The sequence below is a fragment of the Acidimicrobiia bacterium genome, assembly GCA_035948415.1.
GTDB lineage: Bacteria > Actinomycetota > Acidimicrobiia > IMCC26256 > PALSA-555 > PALSA-555.
Genome location: DASZJD010000126.1, coordinates 24,423 through 40,155 on the forward strand (window position 1 = coordinate 24,423; position 15,733 = coordinate 40,155).

A 15,733-nucleotide genomic window follows, 5' to 3' on the forward strand; every position below is an offset into this window, starting at 1 on the left:
TCGTCGCAGTACGATCCGCGTCGAGATGGCTGAGCGATCCACGCCAGTACCCCAGGCGACCTCGGAGGCTCACCTCACCTTCAAGGACCCAGCAGAGGGGCGTGACCTCACCTTCGCGGTGCTGCCGATCACCAGCTTGGAAGTCATCTCGCACCAGCGAAAGCCCAGCGACTCGCACGTGAAACGGCTCGTCGACTCGGTCCGGCGAGTTGGGTTCCTCGCCCCTGTGGTCGTCGTCGAACAGCAAGACCGAGACGGATACCTCATCATCGACGGCCAGCACCGGCTCCTGGCGGCGAGAGAACTCGGGCTCCGCCAGATCCCGGCCGTGATCGCGCCGCCCCCGCTGGCGCGGCGCATGCTCGCCCTCAACGTCGAGAAGGAACCGAACATTCGTGAGCGATCGGGGGTCGCGCTCTCGATCTACCGGGAACTTGTCGCGACCGAGCCGCAGGCTCCGGAGGATGATGAGGAGGTGGTCGAAGCCGTCCAGCAGGCGCACTACGTCACGCTGGGCCTCGGCTACGCGCAGTCCGGCCGGTTGGCCGGCAGCTCGTTCGAGCCCATCCTTCGAAAGTGCGACGGGTTCATGGACCAGCCGCTCAGCGCCTGCCTCCCGACCCGAGAGGCCCGCGCCGGGAAAGTGGTCGAGGCGCACCAGCTCGTGCGCTCGGTCACGGACCGGCTCAAGGAGCTCGGAGCCTGGCACGAGTTCGTCGGTGCCCAGATCATCTCGTTCGCTAACCCGCTCAAACGGGCGCGGAAGCAGCACTCCTTCGACGACACGTTCGACAAGATGATCGCGAAGCTCCAGGAGCTCGAAGAGAATCCACAGAAGGTGCTCCGCGAGGCGGTCTGAAGCCTCGGCCACCGCCATCGTGGACCGACGCTTGCCCGGACGGGCGATCCTGCCGCCCCATCGCCGGGTCACGGCCACGCCGCAGGTGATCGCGAGGACCTATCGGCGCCCGTGCCCACTCACGAGTCGCGGGTGGTCCTACGGACGAAAGACGACCTTGATGGCGTGGGAGCCGCCCCGATCAATCGCGGTGGCGACCGCGTCGCGGTACTCATCGAGTGGGAACTCGTGGGTCACGACGACATCTTGCGGGAGCAGCCCCGCGGCGAGGACATCGAGGGCGCGGTCGACGGAGTGACGGTCCGGGCCGCCAGCAAGCCCAGGCGCCGAGCCGGAGTCCACGGTGTGGTCGATCGACCCCACGAGGGCGGCCTCCTTGTACCAGACCGGCGTCAGGTCCACTTCGCTCACGCCCGCCGCGCCGAGCAACAGGACGGTGCCGCGGTGAGCCACCGCGCGCAGCGCCTCGCTGACCGACTGCGGGGCGCCGACCGCCTCGACGACGTAGGGGAAGCCACCCATCAGCATGACGTTCGACTTCCGGCCGACGACGCGGACGCCGGCCAGCCGGGCGAGCTCGTCGAAGTGGGCGCTGCCAGCGTCGGTCCGAACCACGTGATCGGCGCCGCACGCGGCCGCGGCCTCAGCCTGGTGGGGATGCCGGGCGAGCACCGTGACCGGACATCCCGGGAACAGCCCCTTGAGGGCGGCCAAAGTCGCCAGCCCGATGATTCCTCCGCCGACCACGAGCACCGGCTCGCCGTCGCGGGGCGGGACGCGGAGCAGGCCGTGGCACGCGATTGAGACCGGCTCGTGCAGGCTCGAGCCGCGGTCAGGCACGGTGTCGGGGATGGCGTGCAGCATCGAGACGTGGGCGAGCGCCTGCTCACCCCAACCGCCACCGAGGTCTTGGGTGAACCCCAGCGAGCGTCCACCGGTGAGGACCCGGCTGTCGAGGTTGAGACACGACGACGTCCATCCCCGCGCGCAGTTCTCGCACGGCGGCTCGATCCCCCGGGCCGCGCACGGGATACACGGATCGACTGCGACTCGCGTCCCCACCGCCTGGGCGCACTCGGGCCCGGCTTCGATCACCCGGCCGGCGATTTCGTGGCCGAGCACGAACGGAAACGACGCCAGCGACACGAGCGTCGGCGACGGGCCGGTGTTGTGGGCGAAGAGGTGGAGGTCGCTGCCGCAGATCCCGCCCGTGGTCACGGCGACGCGTGCCCAGGCCGGCCCGGGCAGCTCGGGCTCGGGCAGATCGATGAGCGACGCCGGGAAGGCGGGATCGGCCAGGTCGAACTGGACGGCGCGCACACCGGCAGCGTACGCGTGCTCGCGACGCGACATCCCGACGGCAGACCGACCGAACACCCCCGGCGTACAGTGCCGAGTTGTGCGCGTCCCAGACGCCGTCCTGGATGAGGTTCGCGAGCGCGGGTTTGCGCTGATCGAGGGCTTCCTCGCTCCCGACGAGCTGAAGGCGGCGCAAGCGGCACTCTGGCTGCACTTTCCGAGGCCCGAGGACTACTTCGCCCAGCCCGCGAGCTTTCCGGAGTACGCCACCAGCCAGTTCGCCGGCGTCGAGGAGTTTCCCTACCGGTCGTGGGACCTCAATCGTTTGGCCTTCCACCCCGACCTCGTCGACACCGCGGAGCGCTTCCTCGCCACGCGAGAGCTCCACCTCTACAAGGTCGAGCTGTGGGCGAAGTACGCCGGTGCCGCCAACTACGAACAGCCCCTGCACCGTGACTACGGCAGCCACAGCCTCGTCGTCCCACGGCGAGACGGTCGGTACCAACAGTTGACGACGTTCATCTTCCTCTCGGACGTCACGCTCGAGGACGGACCGACGCGGATCGTTCCCAACGACCGCGGCAAGGACGTCCCCTTCACGCCCCTGTACATCGAGTTCGGAGCCCTCGCCGACGTCGAGGTGGCCGCCACCGGTCCCGCCGGGAGTCTGCTCCTGTACCGCACCGACATCCTCCACCGAGGGTCGGATCTCGTCGGCGCCGCACGTTCTCGCTTCTCGTTGCTGGCGGACTACCAAGCGAGGGGAACGACGTGGGGCGGGAAGATGGCATGGCCGAAGCAAGCGCCCGAGCGATGGGCCAAGCTGATGCCGCAGTGCTCAGTCCGGGAACGAGATCTCTTCGGCTTCCCGAGGCCGGGCGATGCGTACTGGAACGAGCAGACGCTGTCGGACGTCGCCCTCCGCTACCCCGGGATGGACATGACGCCCTACGGGGCGACCAAGCCCTCCCAGCCGGCTCGTGGCGCGCCGGGCGGCGTCGGAACGGATGGCACGAGCGGCCCATAGGTTGCGCGTCGCGGGCTGGTCGCCTCAGCACGGGATGCTGCGCCCTGCGTCAGCAGGACGAGACCGAACGGCCGAATCGCATGCCGTGCGGAGAGCCTGGCGCCGGACTCAGGTGCCGGGGTCGACGTGTCCCTCCCGCTCGTCGCGCGCGGCCCACTCGAGCAGCGTGTCGAGCGAGTACACCGCGTCATCGATTCCCTCGTGGAGGTCGCCCAGACTGGCGAAGCGCCTCGGAACCGTCTCCATCGTGCAGTCGTGCGGCTCGACATCGTCAATCTCGTCCCAAGTGATCGGGGTCGACACCGTCGCCTCGGGGACCCCGCGCACGGAATACGCGCTGGCGATCGTGTGGTCCCGGGCGTTCTGGTTGTAGTCGACGAACAGCTTCCCGGGCTCCCGATCCTTTCGCCACCAGACAGTCGTGACGTCGTCCGGCGCTCGGCGCTCCACGGCTCGAGCGAACGCCAGTGCCGCTCGACGCACGTCCGCGAAGTCCCAACGTGGTTGGATTCTGACGTAGACATGGAGGCCTGACCCGCCCGATGTCTTTGGCCACCCGACGGCCCCGAGCTCATCGAGGACCTCGTGCGCTACGTGGGCAACGCGCCGAACGGTGTCAAAACTGCACCCGGGCATCGGATCCAGGTCGATCCTCCACTCGTCGGGTCGCTCGGTGTCTCGGCGGCGGGAGTTCCAGGGGTGGAACTCCACCGTCGACATCTGCACCGCCCAGATGACGCTGGCGAGCTGGGTCACGCAGAGCTCGTCGGCATGTCGTCCGGACGGGAAGTCAACCCGCACCGTCTCAACCCATGGCGGGGCACCGCGTGGAAGCCGCTTCTGGTGCACCTTCTCGCCGCTGACTCCCTCAGGGAAGCGATGCAACATGCACGGTCGCTCCCGCAGGGCTCGGACGATGCCGTCGCCGACGCTGAGGTAGTACCGGGCGAGGTCGAGCTTCGTTGCTCGACGCAACGGGAAGTAGACGCGGTCGGGATTCGAGATCCGGACGACGCGATCTCCGACTGGAAGATCGACCGCCGGCACTCGGCGCGTTTCGCCGGGGCTCACCCGGCGAGGCTAGGCGGGGGAGGCTGCACACTCGGAGGAAGACGAAAGGTCTGAGACCCCAGAACGGCGGCCCCGAGCCTGCTGCTCGCGAGCCACCGGTTGAGCGCTCGTTGCACGGCTATCGGAGTCCGACTCCTCGAGGCCCATCGGGCAGCGCATGCCCGGCGCAAGACTGGCGTCGCGGCGCTCGCTGCCCGCAGGACCCACAAGCGCAGCGAGGCCCGGCTCCACACACCGACGGAGCCGGCCCTCAGGCGCATGCCGGCCTCTACTGCTGGTTCTGGTTGACACGCTGCTCGCACGCCAGCCGGTACGCCTCAAGGCGGTCCACCAGCTCTCCCGGCTGGCTGAGTGCGGGCAGGTGACCAGCGTCCAGCTCGTCTGGAGTGATTCCGAGACGCTCGTCGACGACCCGCCGCAAGAACTCGGGCGGAAAGAAGCGGTCGTTCCGACACAGGATGAACCGGGTCGGGACCTCCGGCCATGCGTCGAGCGGCCACGCCTTCTCGAACGGCGTGCCGGATTGGATCCGCTCGCCCCTCGCCATGGCCTCCGACACAAGGTCGGGCGGTACATCATGAAAGAACTCCGCCATGGGGTCGATGTCGGCTGCGATCGGGCGGCCGTCGAGCTCGGCCTGGCGGCGGCGGGCTTCCGCCCACCGGGTGTGGACCCACCACTCCCCCGGTGGCTCGCCAGGCATCGGGACCATCGCGGCAACGAGAACCAGGAGGCTCACCGGCACCTGAGCACAAACGAGCGGCGCGGTGAATCCTGCGAGTGACTGCCCCACCACGATCAGGTCCGAGCGACCTCCGATCGCATCGAGAACAACCTCGACGTACTCGGCCAGGCCGGCCGAGTCGTCGTCGGACGGGAGGTCTGGTGCAACCACGTCGTGACCCCGGGCACGGAGCCGGGGAGCGACGAGGTGCCAGTACCACGAGTCGGATCCCGCGCCGTGAATCAGGACGTAGGTGGCCATCGCTCGCGCTCTCCTCGCCCGGTCAAGCGAATCTTCGAGACGTACGACGACCTCCCGAGTCGGGAATCATCGCTGCCGGCTCGCGGTCGTCTCCAATCTCCGGATCACGACCGCAAGCCGAGCCGATGCTGTATCGGCCCTGGTGGGGTGCGGGATCCCCATTCGAGACCGGCGCGTTAGCCCGTGAACCTCGGGGCCGCGACGATCGGCGCCACGGCCGGGGTCGGCGCCACGGCGGCGAAGACTGTTCCCGTCAGCTGAGCGATCGACGGCACGGTCGCGGCATCGAGGGTGACGGTGATCGCCTGCGCCCCCTGGTCGGCAATGATCGACGGGCTCTGCACCGGGACGTATCGGCCGGTCGCGGCGTCGAAGAACATCAGGCGCGGGGAGCCCGACACGCCCCGATAGTGGAAGACCACCACGAGCGTCGCCGTGGGACCGCCCCCGACGACCCGCACGTCGTAGAACCCGCCCGCGTTGACCGGATCTGACTCCGGATTGGCCCCGTAGACCGCCACGAACAACGTGGCCGGCCCAGTCGGCCGTTGCAGCGTGGCGGTGAGCCCCGGACCGGGCGACAGAACACTGGCCGTTCCCGCGCCCCCGTCCGGGACTGTCGTCGCGTCGGATCCCACGAGAACCGCCCCCTGACTGGGGGTGAGGACAACGGCCGTCGAGTGGCCGACGACGGCCCCGGACGTCAGCGTGATGCCGAAGTCGCCCTCCGCGGTGTACGTGTGGGTACCCGAGATCGAGCCGCCGGCCGCGATCGAGCCTGTGGTGACGATGCCGTCGCCCCAGTCCACGGACACCTCACCGACGGGCAGCGTCGAGGTTGCGATCACGCCCGAGAACTGGGCCCCGACCGTAGCCACGATGTTCGTGCCCGTGATGCTGTCGGTTTGTGCAGCGACGACGGTGGGGATCGCGAGGGCGAGCAGGACTCCGACTGCGATGGCCGCGGACGTCCGACCGACGCGGGAGTGGCGCCGGCGCGGCGGCGGATCGCTCACGGCTCGCGCCGCGGGGCGAGCCGGCCAACCTCGACGTGAGCCGCCGAGGAGGTCGGGAGTCGGGATCGGTTTGGGCTGTGCTCCTGGTCCGGCCGCACTGCGATCCGCCGACGCGGCCGCAGGGTCACGGATGCATGTCTTCGGGGGCGACGTCGCGGACATGCTGGGCGAAGGACCACTGGTGGCCCTCGGGGTCCTCGGCGCCATAGGTGCGGTCGCCGTAGAACTGGTCGGCGGGCTCGTTCAGGATCCGGGCGCCGCCGGCTTTGGCCGCCTGGCAGTGCTTGTCGACGTCGTCCACGTAGACGTAGACGAGCTGGGTCACGCCGCCTCGGTGCTTTGGGTTCTGGTAATCAGATCCCGGGTGGCCCATCATCACCACTCCGTCGCCCAGTTTGAGCTCGGCGTGGACGGCCTTACCGTCCGGGCCCGTCATGCGAACCTGCTCGTTGAACCCGAACGCCCCGATCAGCCAGTCGACGGCGGTGTCGAGGTCCTCGTAAAGCAAGTACGGCGTGATGCGGGGGAAGCCTTCCGGCGGGTTCTGAACCACAGCGGTCCTTCCAGTCTTGGCCCGAGCATCTCACCGGCCCGGGATCGACTGCCCCGTGACTGTTCTCGGTCCGGTCCTCGAAGACCTCAGTGCCCCCGACCTTGGAGTGGACGGTACACGGGCAGACCCCGCTGGCTGATCCCGGAGCCCGCCGCTCCCGGCCTCGTGCGGGCGGTCTTGCGGATGAAGGGCCGCGCCGGGCGACGAGGCGCGACTCACACACCGAATCGAGAGCCCCCAGCGAGTCGGTCGGAGCGACGACGGGAACGGTGTGCGGGACCGGCGTGTCAGCTGTGGGCGGGCGCCGGATCTCTGTCGAGCCACAGGTTGGCACATGCCTCGCAGACGGTCTCGGGAATGACCCCGAGCCGCATGAGCTGTGCGAACACCAGGCAGCCCAAACAGATCGCGAAGACTGACTCCAGCGTGGCCGCCACCACCAGCACGCCGAGGAGCGCGGACGTGACGATCGGGCTTCCGAGGCCGTACCAGGTGATGACGCCGGCCACAGAGATCGTGGCGCCGATGCCCTGGGCGAAGCGCTCCGGCGGACCGGGCACGTAGCGGTGCTGGAGCGGCAGTCGCGGGGTCACAAGCCGGGTGACGACGATCGCCAGCGGGCTGAGCCTGGGGCCGGTGAGGACCCGGGCGACGAACCCGAAGGCGATCACCGCGACCAGCCACAGTTGGTCGAAGACGAGAGCCGACGCGCTCATGACCACCACGCCGGCGGCCACGAGGCGAGCCGACGTCTCGTTCACGGGGTTCGGGAACCGAAATAGGGCTCGGAAGTCCATGATCACCTCAGACCTTCGCTCCCCCCAAAATATGACCAAAAAACTCGGGAATCAAGGCCGGGGGATCGAGGGCGGCGCTCAGCGGGCGCGCCAAGGAGGGAGGTGGACGGCCAGGGGCCGCACGTGTCAACCCGGGAACGTGAGCCCCGAACCGGGCCAGCCCCAGGGTCGAGCGAGGCCCATCCGGCTCGACCACGAGTGCCGGGGGACAGCACGGACGTGCCCGGACGCGCTGGCGAACCACGCGATCAGTTCGCCGGTCTGCGGTCGTCCTAGCGTGGCGAAGACCGCGGCTCAGCGGACTAGCGGGAGGAGTTCCGGGGCGCATCTGGCTCGTTCGGGTCGCCGAACCGGTTGAGGCGGCCACCGGATACGGAGGTTCGACAATTGAGCGGCGTACGGGTGCTAGTCGGAACCCGCAAGGGCCTGTTCATCCTCACGTCGGACGGCACGCGCGATCGGTGGGAGGTCGACGGCCCCTCGTTCGGGGGATGGGAGCTCTACCACGTCAAGGGGTCCCCCGCTGACCCCGATCGCCTGTACGCGTCGCAGTCCACAAGTTGGTTCGGCCAGCTGATCCAGCGGTCGAACGACGGCGGCCAGACCTGGGAGCCCGTCGGGAACGAGTTCCGCTACGACGGCGCGACCGGCACTCACCAGTGGTACGACGGCACGCCACACCCGTGGGAGTTCGCCCGCGTCTGGCACCTCGAACCGTCGCTCACCGATCCCGACACCGTGTACGCCGGCGTCGAAGACGCGGCGTTGTTCCGCTCGGTCGACGGCGGCCTGGAGTGGCGGGAACTGCCCGGGTTGCGAGGCCACGGCTCGGGCTCGGCGTGGCAGCCCGGAGCCGGTGGGATGTGCCTCCACACGATCATGCTCGACTCCAGCGACCCGAGCCGAATGTTCGTCGCGATCTCGGCTGCCGGCGTCTTTCGAACCGACGACGAAGGCAAGTCGTGGCACCCCGCGAATCGCGGCCTGCACTCCGAGGGCATCCCGGACCCGGACGCTGAGGTGGGCCACTGCGTTCACCGCATCGCCGCCCATCCCTCCCGCCCGGCCGTGCTCTTCATGCAGAAGCATTGGGACGTCATGCGCAGCGACAACGGCGGCGCGTCCTGGCATGAGGTCAGCGGCAACCTGCCGAGTGACTTCGGCTTCCCGATCGAGGTTCACGCGCACGATCCGGAGACCATCTACGTCGTTCCGATCACGAGCGACGCGGAGCACTACCCGCCGGAGGGAAAGCTTCGTGTCTACCGCAGCCGGACAGGCGGGAACGAGTGGGAGGCCCTCACCAGTGGGCTCCCGCAGCGTCACTGCTATGTCAACGTCTTGCGCGATGCGATGTCGATCGATGCTCTCGAGCCCTGCGGCGTCTACTTCGGCACGACCGGGGGGCAGGTGTATGGATCATCCGACGCTGGAGACACGTGGGAACCCATCGTCCGCGACCTACCCGCCGTGCTCTCGGTCGAGGCACAGACGTTGCGATGATTCGAGTGCTGCTCCCGGCACCTCTGCGGACGCTCGCCTGCGTTCAGGGGGAAGTGGAGCTCCACGTCGATGGCGCCGTGACCCAGCGCTCGCTCCTTGACGCGCTCGAGACCCACTACCCGGTCTTGCGGGGGACCGTTCGTGACCGCGTCACCCAGCGGCGTCGAGCCTTCGTGCGGTTCTTTGCCGGCGAGGATGATGTGTCCCACGAACTGCCCGACGCCCCGTTGCCCGAGTCGGTCGCGACGGGGATCGAACCGTTCGTGGTCATCGGAGCGATGGCCGGCGGCTAGCGATCGCGAACTCGTCCAACCCTGCCCGCTACGGCAGGACTCGGGGCAAGAAGCGTCGTTCATCGCTTGAGCAGGAGGCCGGGCGACCGCGCGTCCGTGACGAGCGAACGCCTGGCTCACACGCGTAGACCTGAGCGTTTCCGAGGCACCTCCCGTCGCCCGAGGAGGCCTGCGAACGGAACTCCGCGCTCCCCCTCTCGCCGGCGTTCGCCCTACGGTCCCGCGAGTCGGTCGGTTCGCCTCGCTCGCGCCGGCAGCGGCGCCGCCGTGCCCCCCGCGCGCCGTGACGATCGCGGCCCACTCACCCGATTGCACGGTGCCCGGAGCCAAGCGATGATCTGGATGGCCGTCGGGGACCGGGGAGCGCGGAGTATGAGTTGGTCTCGCATGCCCTTGGTGGCCGCGGCGGCGATCGCCGTGGCTGGCATGCCCGGCTGTGGAGGTCCCAGCGGCAGTGCCGAGCGGTCGAGCGCGACCTCACAATCGGTCAAGGCCACCGCTCCCCCAGCAACGATCGCGACTCCGACCCTGCCCACCTTTGCCAGCCCGAGCACGGTGCCGCTCGCCCAGCAGGCACCCGCGGGTGCTCCCTGCCCCAATGGGACCTACGTCAACTCAGCCGGAAACACCGAATGCTCCCCCTTCCCGAGCCCGAGTGGTCCGCCACCCGGGGCGACAGCCCTGTGCGGCGACGGCACGTACTCGTTTTCACGATCGCGCCCGGTTGCCTGCTCCGGACACGGTGGTGTCGTGCAGTGGCTCTGATCGGCACCCGCTGGCCGCTCACGGGCACTCCCAGCAATGACCTACGAACGAGAGAAGTCACGCCATTGGAGACCGCGCGGGCGGCGTCAGCCCGCGGACCTACGATCCGTGGCTGGGTAGGCACGGAATCGGAAGGAGACTGAAGGTGGTCGCCACGCCATCGACGATGCTGCCGCTCGGCACCCCGGCGCCCGATTTCCGGCTGCCGGACTTTGACGGTCACGAGTACGCACTGGCCGACTTCGCCAAGGCAGCAGTCCTCGTCGTCGGGTTCATCTGCAATCACTGCCCATACGTGCGCCACATCCGGTTTGCGCTCGCTCGCGTCGCGGCGGACCTCCAAGAGCGCGGGATCGCGGTGATCGGGATCAACAGCAACGATGCATTAGCCCACCCGGATGACGCACCCGACGCGATGCGAACCGAAGCCAAGGACGTCGGCTACCCCTTTCCCTACCTCGTCGACGAGTCGCAGGAGACGGCCAAGGCGTACCGGGCGGCGTGCACACCCGACTTCTTCGTCTTCGACCGTGATCGACGACTCGCCTACCGCGGCCAGTTCGATGGCAGCCGGCCGTCCAACGACGAGCCGACGACCGGCGCGGACCTCCTCGCCGCGGTCGACGCGCTCCTGGAGGGAGCCGGCGTCCCCGAACCGCAGCGTCCGAGCCTCGGCTGCAACATCAAGTGGAAGCCGGGGAACGCGCCCGACTACGCCGGCTGAGCGCCACCGCCGGGCGCCGCCTTTCAAACCGGGATATTGCCCCGGTCCAGGCACTAGCGGACCGGAGGATGCCCGCTCCTTCAACGGTGGTCCTACGATGCCGGCATGTGCCGGAACATCACAGAGCTGCGCGGCCTCGAGCCGCCGGTGACACGAGAAGAGATCGAGGCCGCCGCGAGCCAGTACGTGCGCAAGGTCACCGGGCTCGTAAGGCCCCGCCCCGAGCTCTCGAAGCTCTTGGACGAGGCCGCGCTCGAGGTGGCGGAGATCACCGAGCGGTTGTTGGCGAGCGTCCCTGCCCGCCGGCAGCCGCCGAAGACCGTCCCGCCGCTGCGACGTCCCGAGGTGCGGAAGCGGATGGGTCTCAGCCCGCTCGCCTCCTGAGCCGACGCCCGCGTCGGAACGCCTGCGACCGAGCGGATCCTCAGCAGCGGTGCAGAAGGCGGGCGCAGCTGACGGGGTCGGAAGCGTGGGTGTTACCGCGTGACCCGCATCTGAGCGGCAAGCGGCCCCAAATCCTAAGCCCGAGACGACGCACTCCAGATCACGCGCACGGCGGGGCGAGTGGCTGCGTCGGGTTCGGGACCTTCAGAACCAGGGAGCCTGCGTCGGCTTCGTCCAAGACGGGAAAACGAGACGACGCGGGTAATGTCCGTTGACATCGTCGGGCGTCGGCCCGAACCCAGGTGACTTGCGGGGGTGACGTGATGGGCACCGTGCGGGCGCTGGGCCGGTCTCCGGTCCTGAGAATCGTGTTGGCTGCGAGCGCGTTGATTCTCGTCGCTGGCTGCGTGCCCTACGTGGGCCTCGGTGACTCCTACACCGCGGGGCCGGTGATCCCAGTCCAGCAAACGAACCCCACCGGATGCTTGCGGTCGGATCACAACTACCCTCACCTCGTCGCGCTTTCTTTGAGTGGCTCGGTCCTCAACGACGTGAGCTGCAGCGGTGCGACGACAGACAACATGACGCAGAGCCAGAGCGTGCAGGGCGGCTCGAACCCGCCGCAGTTCAACGCTCTGGGTCCGAGTATCCAGGCAGTCAGCCTGACGATTGGCGGGAACGACATCGGTTTCGTGAGCATCGCCGAGAACTGCTCGAGCCCAGTCAACTCGGGAACGCCGTGTCAGAACAAGTACGTGATCAACGGCGACGACACGATCGCAGACCGTATCTTCGCGACAGCCCCGAAGGTGGGGGCGGTCCTCCAAGGGATCCATGACCGGTCGCCGAAGGCAAAGGTGTTCGTGCTCGGCTACCTCGACATCCTTCCGGACAGTGGCGTCGGCTGTTACCCCCAGATGCCGATCACCGACGGTGACGTTCCATATATGCGGGACAAGGAAAAGCAGCTCAACGCCATGCTGGCGTTCATGACCGCTGCGAACAACGACATCTACGTCGACACCTACGCGCAGAGCATCGGCCGCGACGCCTGCCAGCTGCCAACAGTCCGGTGGGTCGAGCCGGTCGTCCCCGTGAACCCGGCTGCGCCGATCCACCCCAACGGAGCCGGCATGCAGGCCAGCGCCAGCATGCTCGTCGCTGCCATGCACCAGAACGGCTTCTAGCCACGACGCCGCCCGAGCAGTCATCGGTCTCACCGACATAGAAGGGCGGCACTGTGGTGGTTCGGGAACTGTCCAATCTCGCGGTCAAGGTGCGCGACCTCGACGCGGCGCTGGGGTTCTACCAATCAGCGGGTTTTGTAGCCACCGAGCCCATCGAATGGGAGGGAAGCAAGCGCGCCGACGTCTTCCTGGGGCCAGTCCAGCTGACATTGTTCACGAGGGCGATCTACGAAGACGCCTGCGCGCTCCCCGACGACTGCTTCCTCCACCCGGCCCTGCTCTGCGACGATCTCGATGCCCAGCTCCGCGGCCACACCGTGCTGTGGGGCCCTGAGGTCGTTGAAGGACCATTCGGGGTTCGGCGCATCGCCTTTGTCGAGGCGCCGGGAGGCATCAGACTGGAGTTCATGGAGCAGCTTGCAGGGTCCGAGCCCGCCCAATGAGAGTCACTCGGATCCTCCACGTATCAGTGAACGTCGCCGGCTGCCTTGCGCCGACGAGCGACTTCTACTCCAGGCTCTTTGAGATGGACACGGCTCCGCGGCCGACGATCCCAGGTGTCGATGGCCACTGGTTCACGATCGGAGACGCTCAGTTGCACCTCGTCGACGCGCCACACCGAGGTCCGCAGCACATCGACCCGACCGGTCCCCATGTGTGCTTTGCGGTCGCTGACCTCGATGAAGCCATTCGTGAGCTTGAGGCAGCATCCGTGCCGTACGAGCAGGCGAGACAGGGCGAGATCGTCCAGATCTGGGTCGCCGATCCCTCGGGCTTCACCATCGAGCTTCAGGAGGACCGCCAGCTCTGAACGAACACCGACGGCCGGGACCATCAGATGGCTGAGGCTCCCTGGTCAGGCGACGCGTGCTCGCTTGTCGAGGCGTTCCGCGCGGGTGAGCGCTCACCCGTGGAGGAGCTCGACGCCAGCCTGGCAGCCATCAACGCCAGCGAACTGAACGCTTTCGGCTTCCTCGATGTCGAGCGGGCCCGAGCGGCGGCCGCACGCGCAGACGTCTCGAAGCCGTTCGGTGGCGTTCCCGCTGGGATCAAGGAGCTCGAGCCGCTCCGGGGCTGGCCGCACACCGAGGCGTCGCTCGTGTTTCGCGACCGTGTCGCGACGTATACGACGGCTCACGTTGAACGCCTCCTCACTGATGGCGGAGCCGTCCCCGTCGGCCAGACCACCGCGAGCGAGTTCGGAGGGCTCAACGTCAGCGTCAACAAGCTCGACGGTGTGACCCACAACCCCTGGCGGCACGGCCGTACCGCGGGTGGTTCATCGGGGGGCTCTGCGGCCGCGGTGGTCGGTGGCCTCGTCACGCTCGCGACGGGCGGCGACGGCGGCGGATCGATCCGCATCCCCGCCGGCTATACCGGCCTCCTCGGGATGAAGGGCACGTTCGGGCGCATCCCTCGGAGCCCTCGGGCGTACTCACGGCCCAACACGGTCGTGTTGGGCAACCTCGCCCGCTCTGTCCGTGACGCTGCCCGCTACTACGACGCCTGCAGCGGCTATCACTCCGCCGACCCATCCAGTCTTCCGAAGCATCCTGGATACGAGGCCGTGCTCGGCACCCACGAGCTCACCCGGCGGCGCGTCGCGATCGTTCCCGGGCTCGGCGGCGTGTCGCTCGACCCAGGGGTCGAGGAGCACCTCCGGACCGAGGCGGCAGCGCTGATCGAGGCAACGGGCATGGTGGAAGTCGACCTCCGCGTCGAGCTGCCGAACGTGGCCCCCCACTGGATGATGGGAAACCTGGCCACTCTCCTGGCCGATCTCGGCAACCGCTGGCCGGGATCCGCATCCGAGATGACACGAGACGTCGCGCTCGGGCTGTACATGGCGCAGTCCCTCTACAACCTGCAGACGGCCGCGGTCGCGGAGTCCCTTCGCATCCAGCTCAACGAAGCCATGGCGGCGGTGTTCGACCAGGTCGACTTCGTGATCGCCGCCACCAACCCCGGCGTCGCCTTCGCCGCAGAGGCGGAGCACAGCGGTCGAGAGGCGAGCTTCATCGATTGGGCCAAGTCGAGCACCCCGGCCCTCTATGCGTTCCGCGGCCTCCTTCTCGCGACTCGCCTCGCAAGCGTGGCCGCGCCCAGGCTCCCGAGTCTCCTGATCGACCACGCCGCTCGCCGGTTTCCCGAGCTTGTGAACATGGGCGGCCTCACGATCGTCTCGAACATCTACGGCAACCCGGCGATCTCGATTCCCGCCGGTACCGTCGACGGCCTTCCCATCGGGATGCAAGTCCTGGCGCGGCACCACGCCGACGAGCTGCTCTTTGACGTCGCCCTCGCAGTCGAGCGGACCCGACCCTGGCCGATGATCGCCCCGGGGCCCGCGCTGGCCGACGCCTGACGCATCAACACGGGGCCGGCACTCTGAGCCGCATTGCCGCTCCGCGCGCTCCTTCATAGGATCCGGGGCTCGGAACGCAGCTTCCACAGGGCGGGGGATGCGAAGGGGGGCGGAGGATGCGTCGATGGTCTCGGATCGCGCTCGCTTCGGCGGTCGTGGTCGCCGCGAGCGCGCTGGCGGCCGTGCCGAGCGGCGCGAGCTGGGACCGGGTTTCTAGCGCGCCGGCCGGAGCCGGACACAGGCCCGGATCGCCCACCGCGGCGGGCTGCGATCCGCTCGATCCGTCGCTCTGCCTGCTGCCCTTCCCCGACAACTACTTCACCGTGGCCGACCCGAGCTCGCCGACCGGTCTGCGACTCCACTTCACCACCGACCAGCTTCCGTCGAACGTCTCGGGCGTACCAATCGACCCGACGGACTGGAACCGCAGCGACGGCTTCAGCCCCGGTTCGCTCATCATGACGCTCGTGCCCGGGATCGATCTGCAGCGGAGCGGCCTCGCGCCGATCACCGACATCGGCCGGTCGCTGGCGCCGAGTGCTCCCGCCGTGCTGCTCGATACCGTCACACGCCAGCGAGTGCCGTACTGGGCCGAGCTCGACACCTGGAACAACAATCCGGCGACACGAGCGCTCGTAATCCGCCCGGCTCGTGACTTCACCGAGGGCCATCGGATCGTCGTGGCCCTGCGCAACCTCCGGGATTCGTCCGGCGAAACCATCCCGGCGTCGGACGCATTCACGGCCCTGCGTGATCACGAGCCGCGCCAGGAAGCCGAAGGGGTTCGCTCGCGCCGACCGTCGATGGAACACATCTTCGCTGACCTCGCGCGTTCTGGTGTCGAACGGCAGGATCTCTATCTTGCGTGGGACTTCACCATTGCGAGCGAGCAGGGGCTCGCGGGC

General features: G+C 68.5%; 18 protein-coding genes. 12 read left to right on the forward strand and 6 right to left on the reverse strand.

The window, feature by feature from the left end; all coding sequences use genetic code 11:
• The first annotated feature begins 25 nt into the window (after positions 1–25).
• Positions 26–859 (forward strand): ParB/Srx family N-terminal domain-containing protein, encoded by an 834-nt coding sequence (locus VG869_16825; protein HEV3452849.1) that lies wholly within the window; start codon positions 26–28, stop codon positions 857–859.
• Between the two features lie 138 nt (positions 860–997).
• On the opposite strand, the gene VG869_16830 is transcribed toward VG869_16825, so the two are convergent.
• On the reverse strand, positions 998–2,179 hold the full coding sequence (locus VG869_16830) for an alcohol dehydrogenase catalytic domain-containing protein (GenBank protein HEV3452850.1): 1,182 nt from the start codon (positions 2,177–2,179) through the stop codon (positions 998–1,000).
• A 79-nt stretch (positions 2,180–2,258) separates the two neighbouring features.
• On the opposite strand from VG869_16830, the gene VG869_16835 reads away from it, so the two are divergent.
• Entirely contained in the window at positions 2,259–3,185 is a 927-nt protein-coding gene (locus VG869_16835) for a phytanoyl-CoA dioxygenase family protein (GenBank protein HEV3452851.1), read from the forward strand.
• Between the two features lie 108 nt (positions 3,186–3,293).
• On the opposite strand, the gene ligD is transcribed toward VG869_16835, so the two are convergent.
• The 5 genes from ligD to VG869_16860 all read right to left on the reverse strand — a co-directional run bounded on the left by ligD (position 3,294) and on the right by VG869_16860 (position 7,607).
• Positions 3,294–4,256: a non-homologous end-joining DNA ligase gene (gene ligD / locus VG869_16840; protein HEV3452852.1), complete on the reverse strand. Its 963-nt coding sequence runs from the start codon at positions 4,254–4,256 to the stop codon at positions 3,294–3,296.
• Positions 4,257–4,524: 268 nt separating this feature from the next.
• Positions 4,525–5,241: an alpha/beta hydrolase gene (locus VG869_16845; GenBank protein HEV3452853.1), complete on the reverse strand. Its 717-nt coding sequence runs from the start codon at positions 5,239–5,241 to the stop codon at positions 4,525–4,527.
• Positions 5,242–5,417: 176 nt separating this feature from the next.
• A complete protein-coding gene (locus VG869_16850; protein ID HEV3452854.1) occupies positions 5,418–6,119 on the reverse strand; it encodes a hypothetical protein in 702 nt (233 codons plus the stop codon).
• Positions 6,120–6,381: 262 nt separating this feature from the next.
• Complete coding sequence (locus tag VG869_16855) at positions 6,382–6,810, reverse strand: VOC family protein (protein HEV3452855.1); 429 nt, start codon at positions 6,808–6,810, stop codon at positions 6,382–6,384.
• A 287-nt stretch (positions 6,811–7,097) separates the two neighbouring features.
• Positions 7,098–7,607 (reverse strand): DUF4395 domain-containing protein, encoded by a 510-nt coding sequence (locus VG869_16860; GenBank protein HEV3452856.1) that lies wholly within the window; start codon positions 7,605–7,607, stop codon positions 7,098–7,100.
• Between the two features lie 387 nt (positions 7,608–7,994).
• On the opposite strand from VG869_16860, the gene VG869_16865 reads away from it, so the two are divergent.
• From VG869_16865 to VG869_16910, 10 genes are all read left to right on the forward strand, one after another.
• Positions 7,995–9,110, forward strand: a complete 1,116-nt coding sequence (locus VG869_16865; protein ID HEV3452857.1) for an exo-alpha-sialidase — start codon at positions 7,995–7,997, stop codon at positions 9,108–9,110.
• Positions 9,107–9,403, forward strand: a complete 297-nt coding sequence (locus VG869_16870; GenBank protein HEV3452858.1) for a MoaD/ThiS family protein — start codon at positions 9,107–9,109, stop codon at positions 9,401–9,403. Before VG869_16865 ends, VG869_16870 begins: the two co-directional genes overlap by 4 nt.
• A gap of 426 nt (positions 9,404–9,829) precedes the next feature.
• On the forward strand, positions 9,830–10,168 hold the full coding sequence (locus VG869_16875) for a DUF3761 domain-containing protein (GenBank protein HEV3452859.1): 339 nt from the start codon (positions 9,830–9,832) through the stop codon (positions 10,166–10,168).
• A 145-nt stretch (positions 10,169–10,313) separates the two neighbouring features.
• Positions 10,314–10,892, forward strand: coding sequence for a thioredoxin family protein (locus VG869_16880; GenBank protein HEV3452860.1), 579 nt, complete (start codon positions 10,314–10,316; stop codon positions 10,890–10,892).
• A 105-nt stretch (positions 10,893–10,997) separates the two neighbouring features.
• The gene (locus VG869_16885; protein ID HEV3452861.1) at positions 10,998–11,276 is read left to right on the forward strand and encodes a DUF2277 domain-containing protein; all 279 of its coding nucleotides are present in this window, start codon (positions 10,998–11,000) and stop codon (positions 11,274–11,276) included.
• 323 nt (positions 11,277–11,599) lie between these two features.
• Positions 11,600–12,463 carry an SGNH/GDSL hydrolase family protein gene (locus VG869_16890; protein ID HEV3452862.1) on the forward strand — a complete coding sequence of 288 codons (864 nt, stop codon included), beginning with the start codon at positions 11,600–11,602 and terminating at the stop codon, positions 12,461–12,463.
• Positions 12,464–12,516: 53 nt separating this feature from the next.
• Positions 12,517–12,906, forward strand: a complete 390-nt coding sequence (locus VG869_16895) for a VOC family protein (GenBank protein HEV3452863.1) — start codon at positions 12,517–12,519, stop codon at positions 12,904–12,906.
• Positions 12,903–13,274, forward strand: a complete 372-nt coding sequence (locus tag VG869_16900) for a VOC family protein (GenBank protein ID HEV3452864.1) — start codon at positions 12,903–12,905, stop codon at positions 13,272–13,274. The genes VG869_16895 and VG869_16900 overlap by 4 nt, the downstream gene beginning before the upstream one ends.
• 99 nt (positions 13,275–13,373) lie before the next feature.
• The gene (locus VG869_16905; protein ID HEV3452865.1) at positions 13,374–14,828 is read left to right on the forward strand and encodes an amidase; all 1,455 of its coding nucleotides are present in this window, start codon (positions 13,374–13,376) and stop codon (positions 14,826–14,828) included.
• 155 nt (positions 14,829–14,983) lie between these two features.
• Positions 14,984–15,733 (forward strand): hypothetical protein (locus VG869_16910; GenBank protein ID HEV3452866.1); only part of this gene is annotated, 750 nt, incomplete at its 3' end.

Bases quoted from the DNA above. Each gene is read 5' to 3' on its own strand.
- VG869_16875 (HEV3452859.1), top strand. From the start codon at position 9,830: ATGCCCGGCTGTGGAGGTCCCAGCGGCAGTGCCGAGCGGTCGAGCGCG.
- VG869_16870 (HEV3452858.1), top strand. From the start codon at position 9,107: ATGATTCGAGTGCTGCTCCCGGCACCTCTGCGGACGCTCGCCTGCGTT.
- VG869_16825 (HEV3452849.1), top strand. From the start codon at position 26: ATGGCTGAGCGATCCACGCCAGTACCCCAGGCGACCTCGGAGGCTCAC.
- VG869_16900 (HEV3452864.1), top strand. From the start codon at position 12,903: ATGAGAGTCACTCGGATCCTCCACGTATCAGTGAACGTCGCCGGCTGC.
- VG869_16885 (HEV3452861.1), top strand. From the start codon at position 10,998: ATGTGCCGGAACATCACAGAGCTGCGCGGCCTCGAGCCGCCGGTGACA.
- VG869_16845 (HEV3452853.1), bottom strand. From the start codon at position 5,241: ATGGCCACCTACGTCCTGATTCACGGCGCGGGATCCGACTCGTGGTAC.
- VG869_16890 (HEV3452862.1), top strand. From the start codon at position 11,600: ATGGGCACCGTGCGGGCGCTGGGCCGGTCTCCGGTCCTGAGAATCGTG.
- VG869_16860 (HEV3452856.1), bottom strand. From the start codon at position 7,607: ATGGACTTCCGAGCCCTATTTCGGTTCCCGAACCCCGTGAACGAGACG.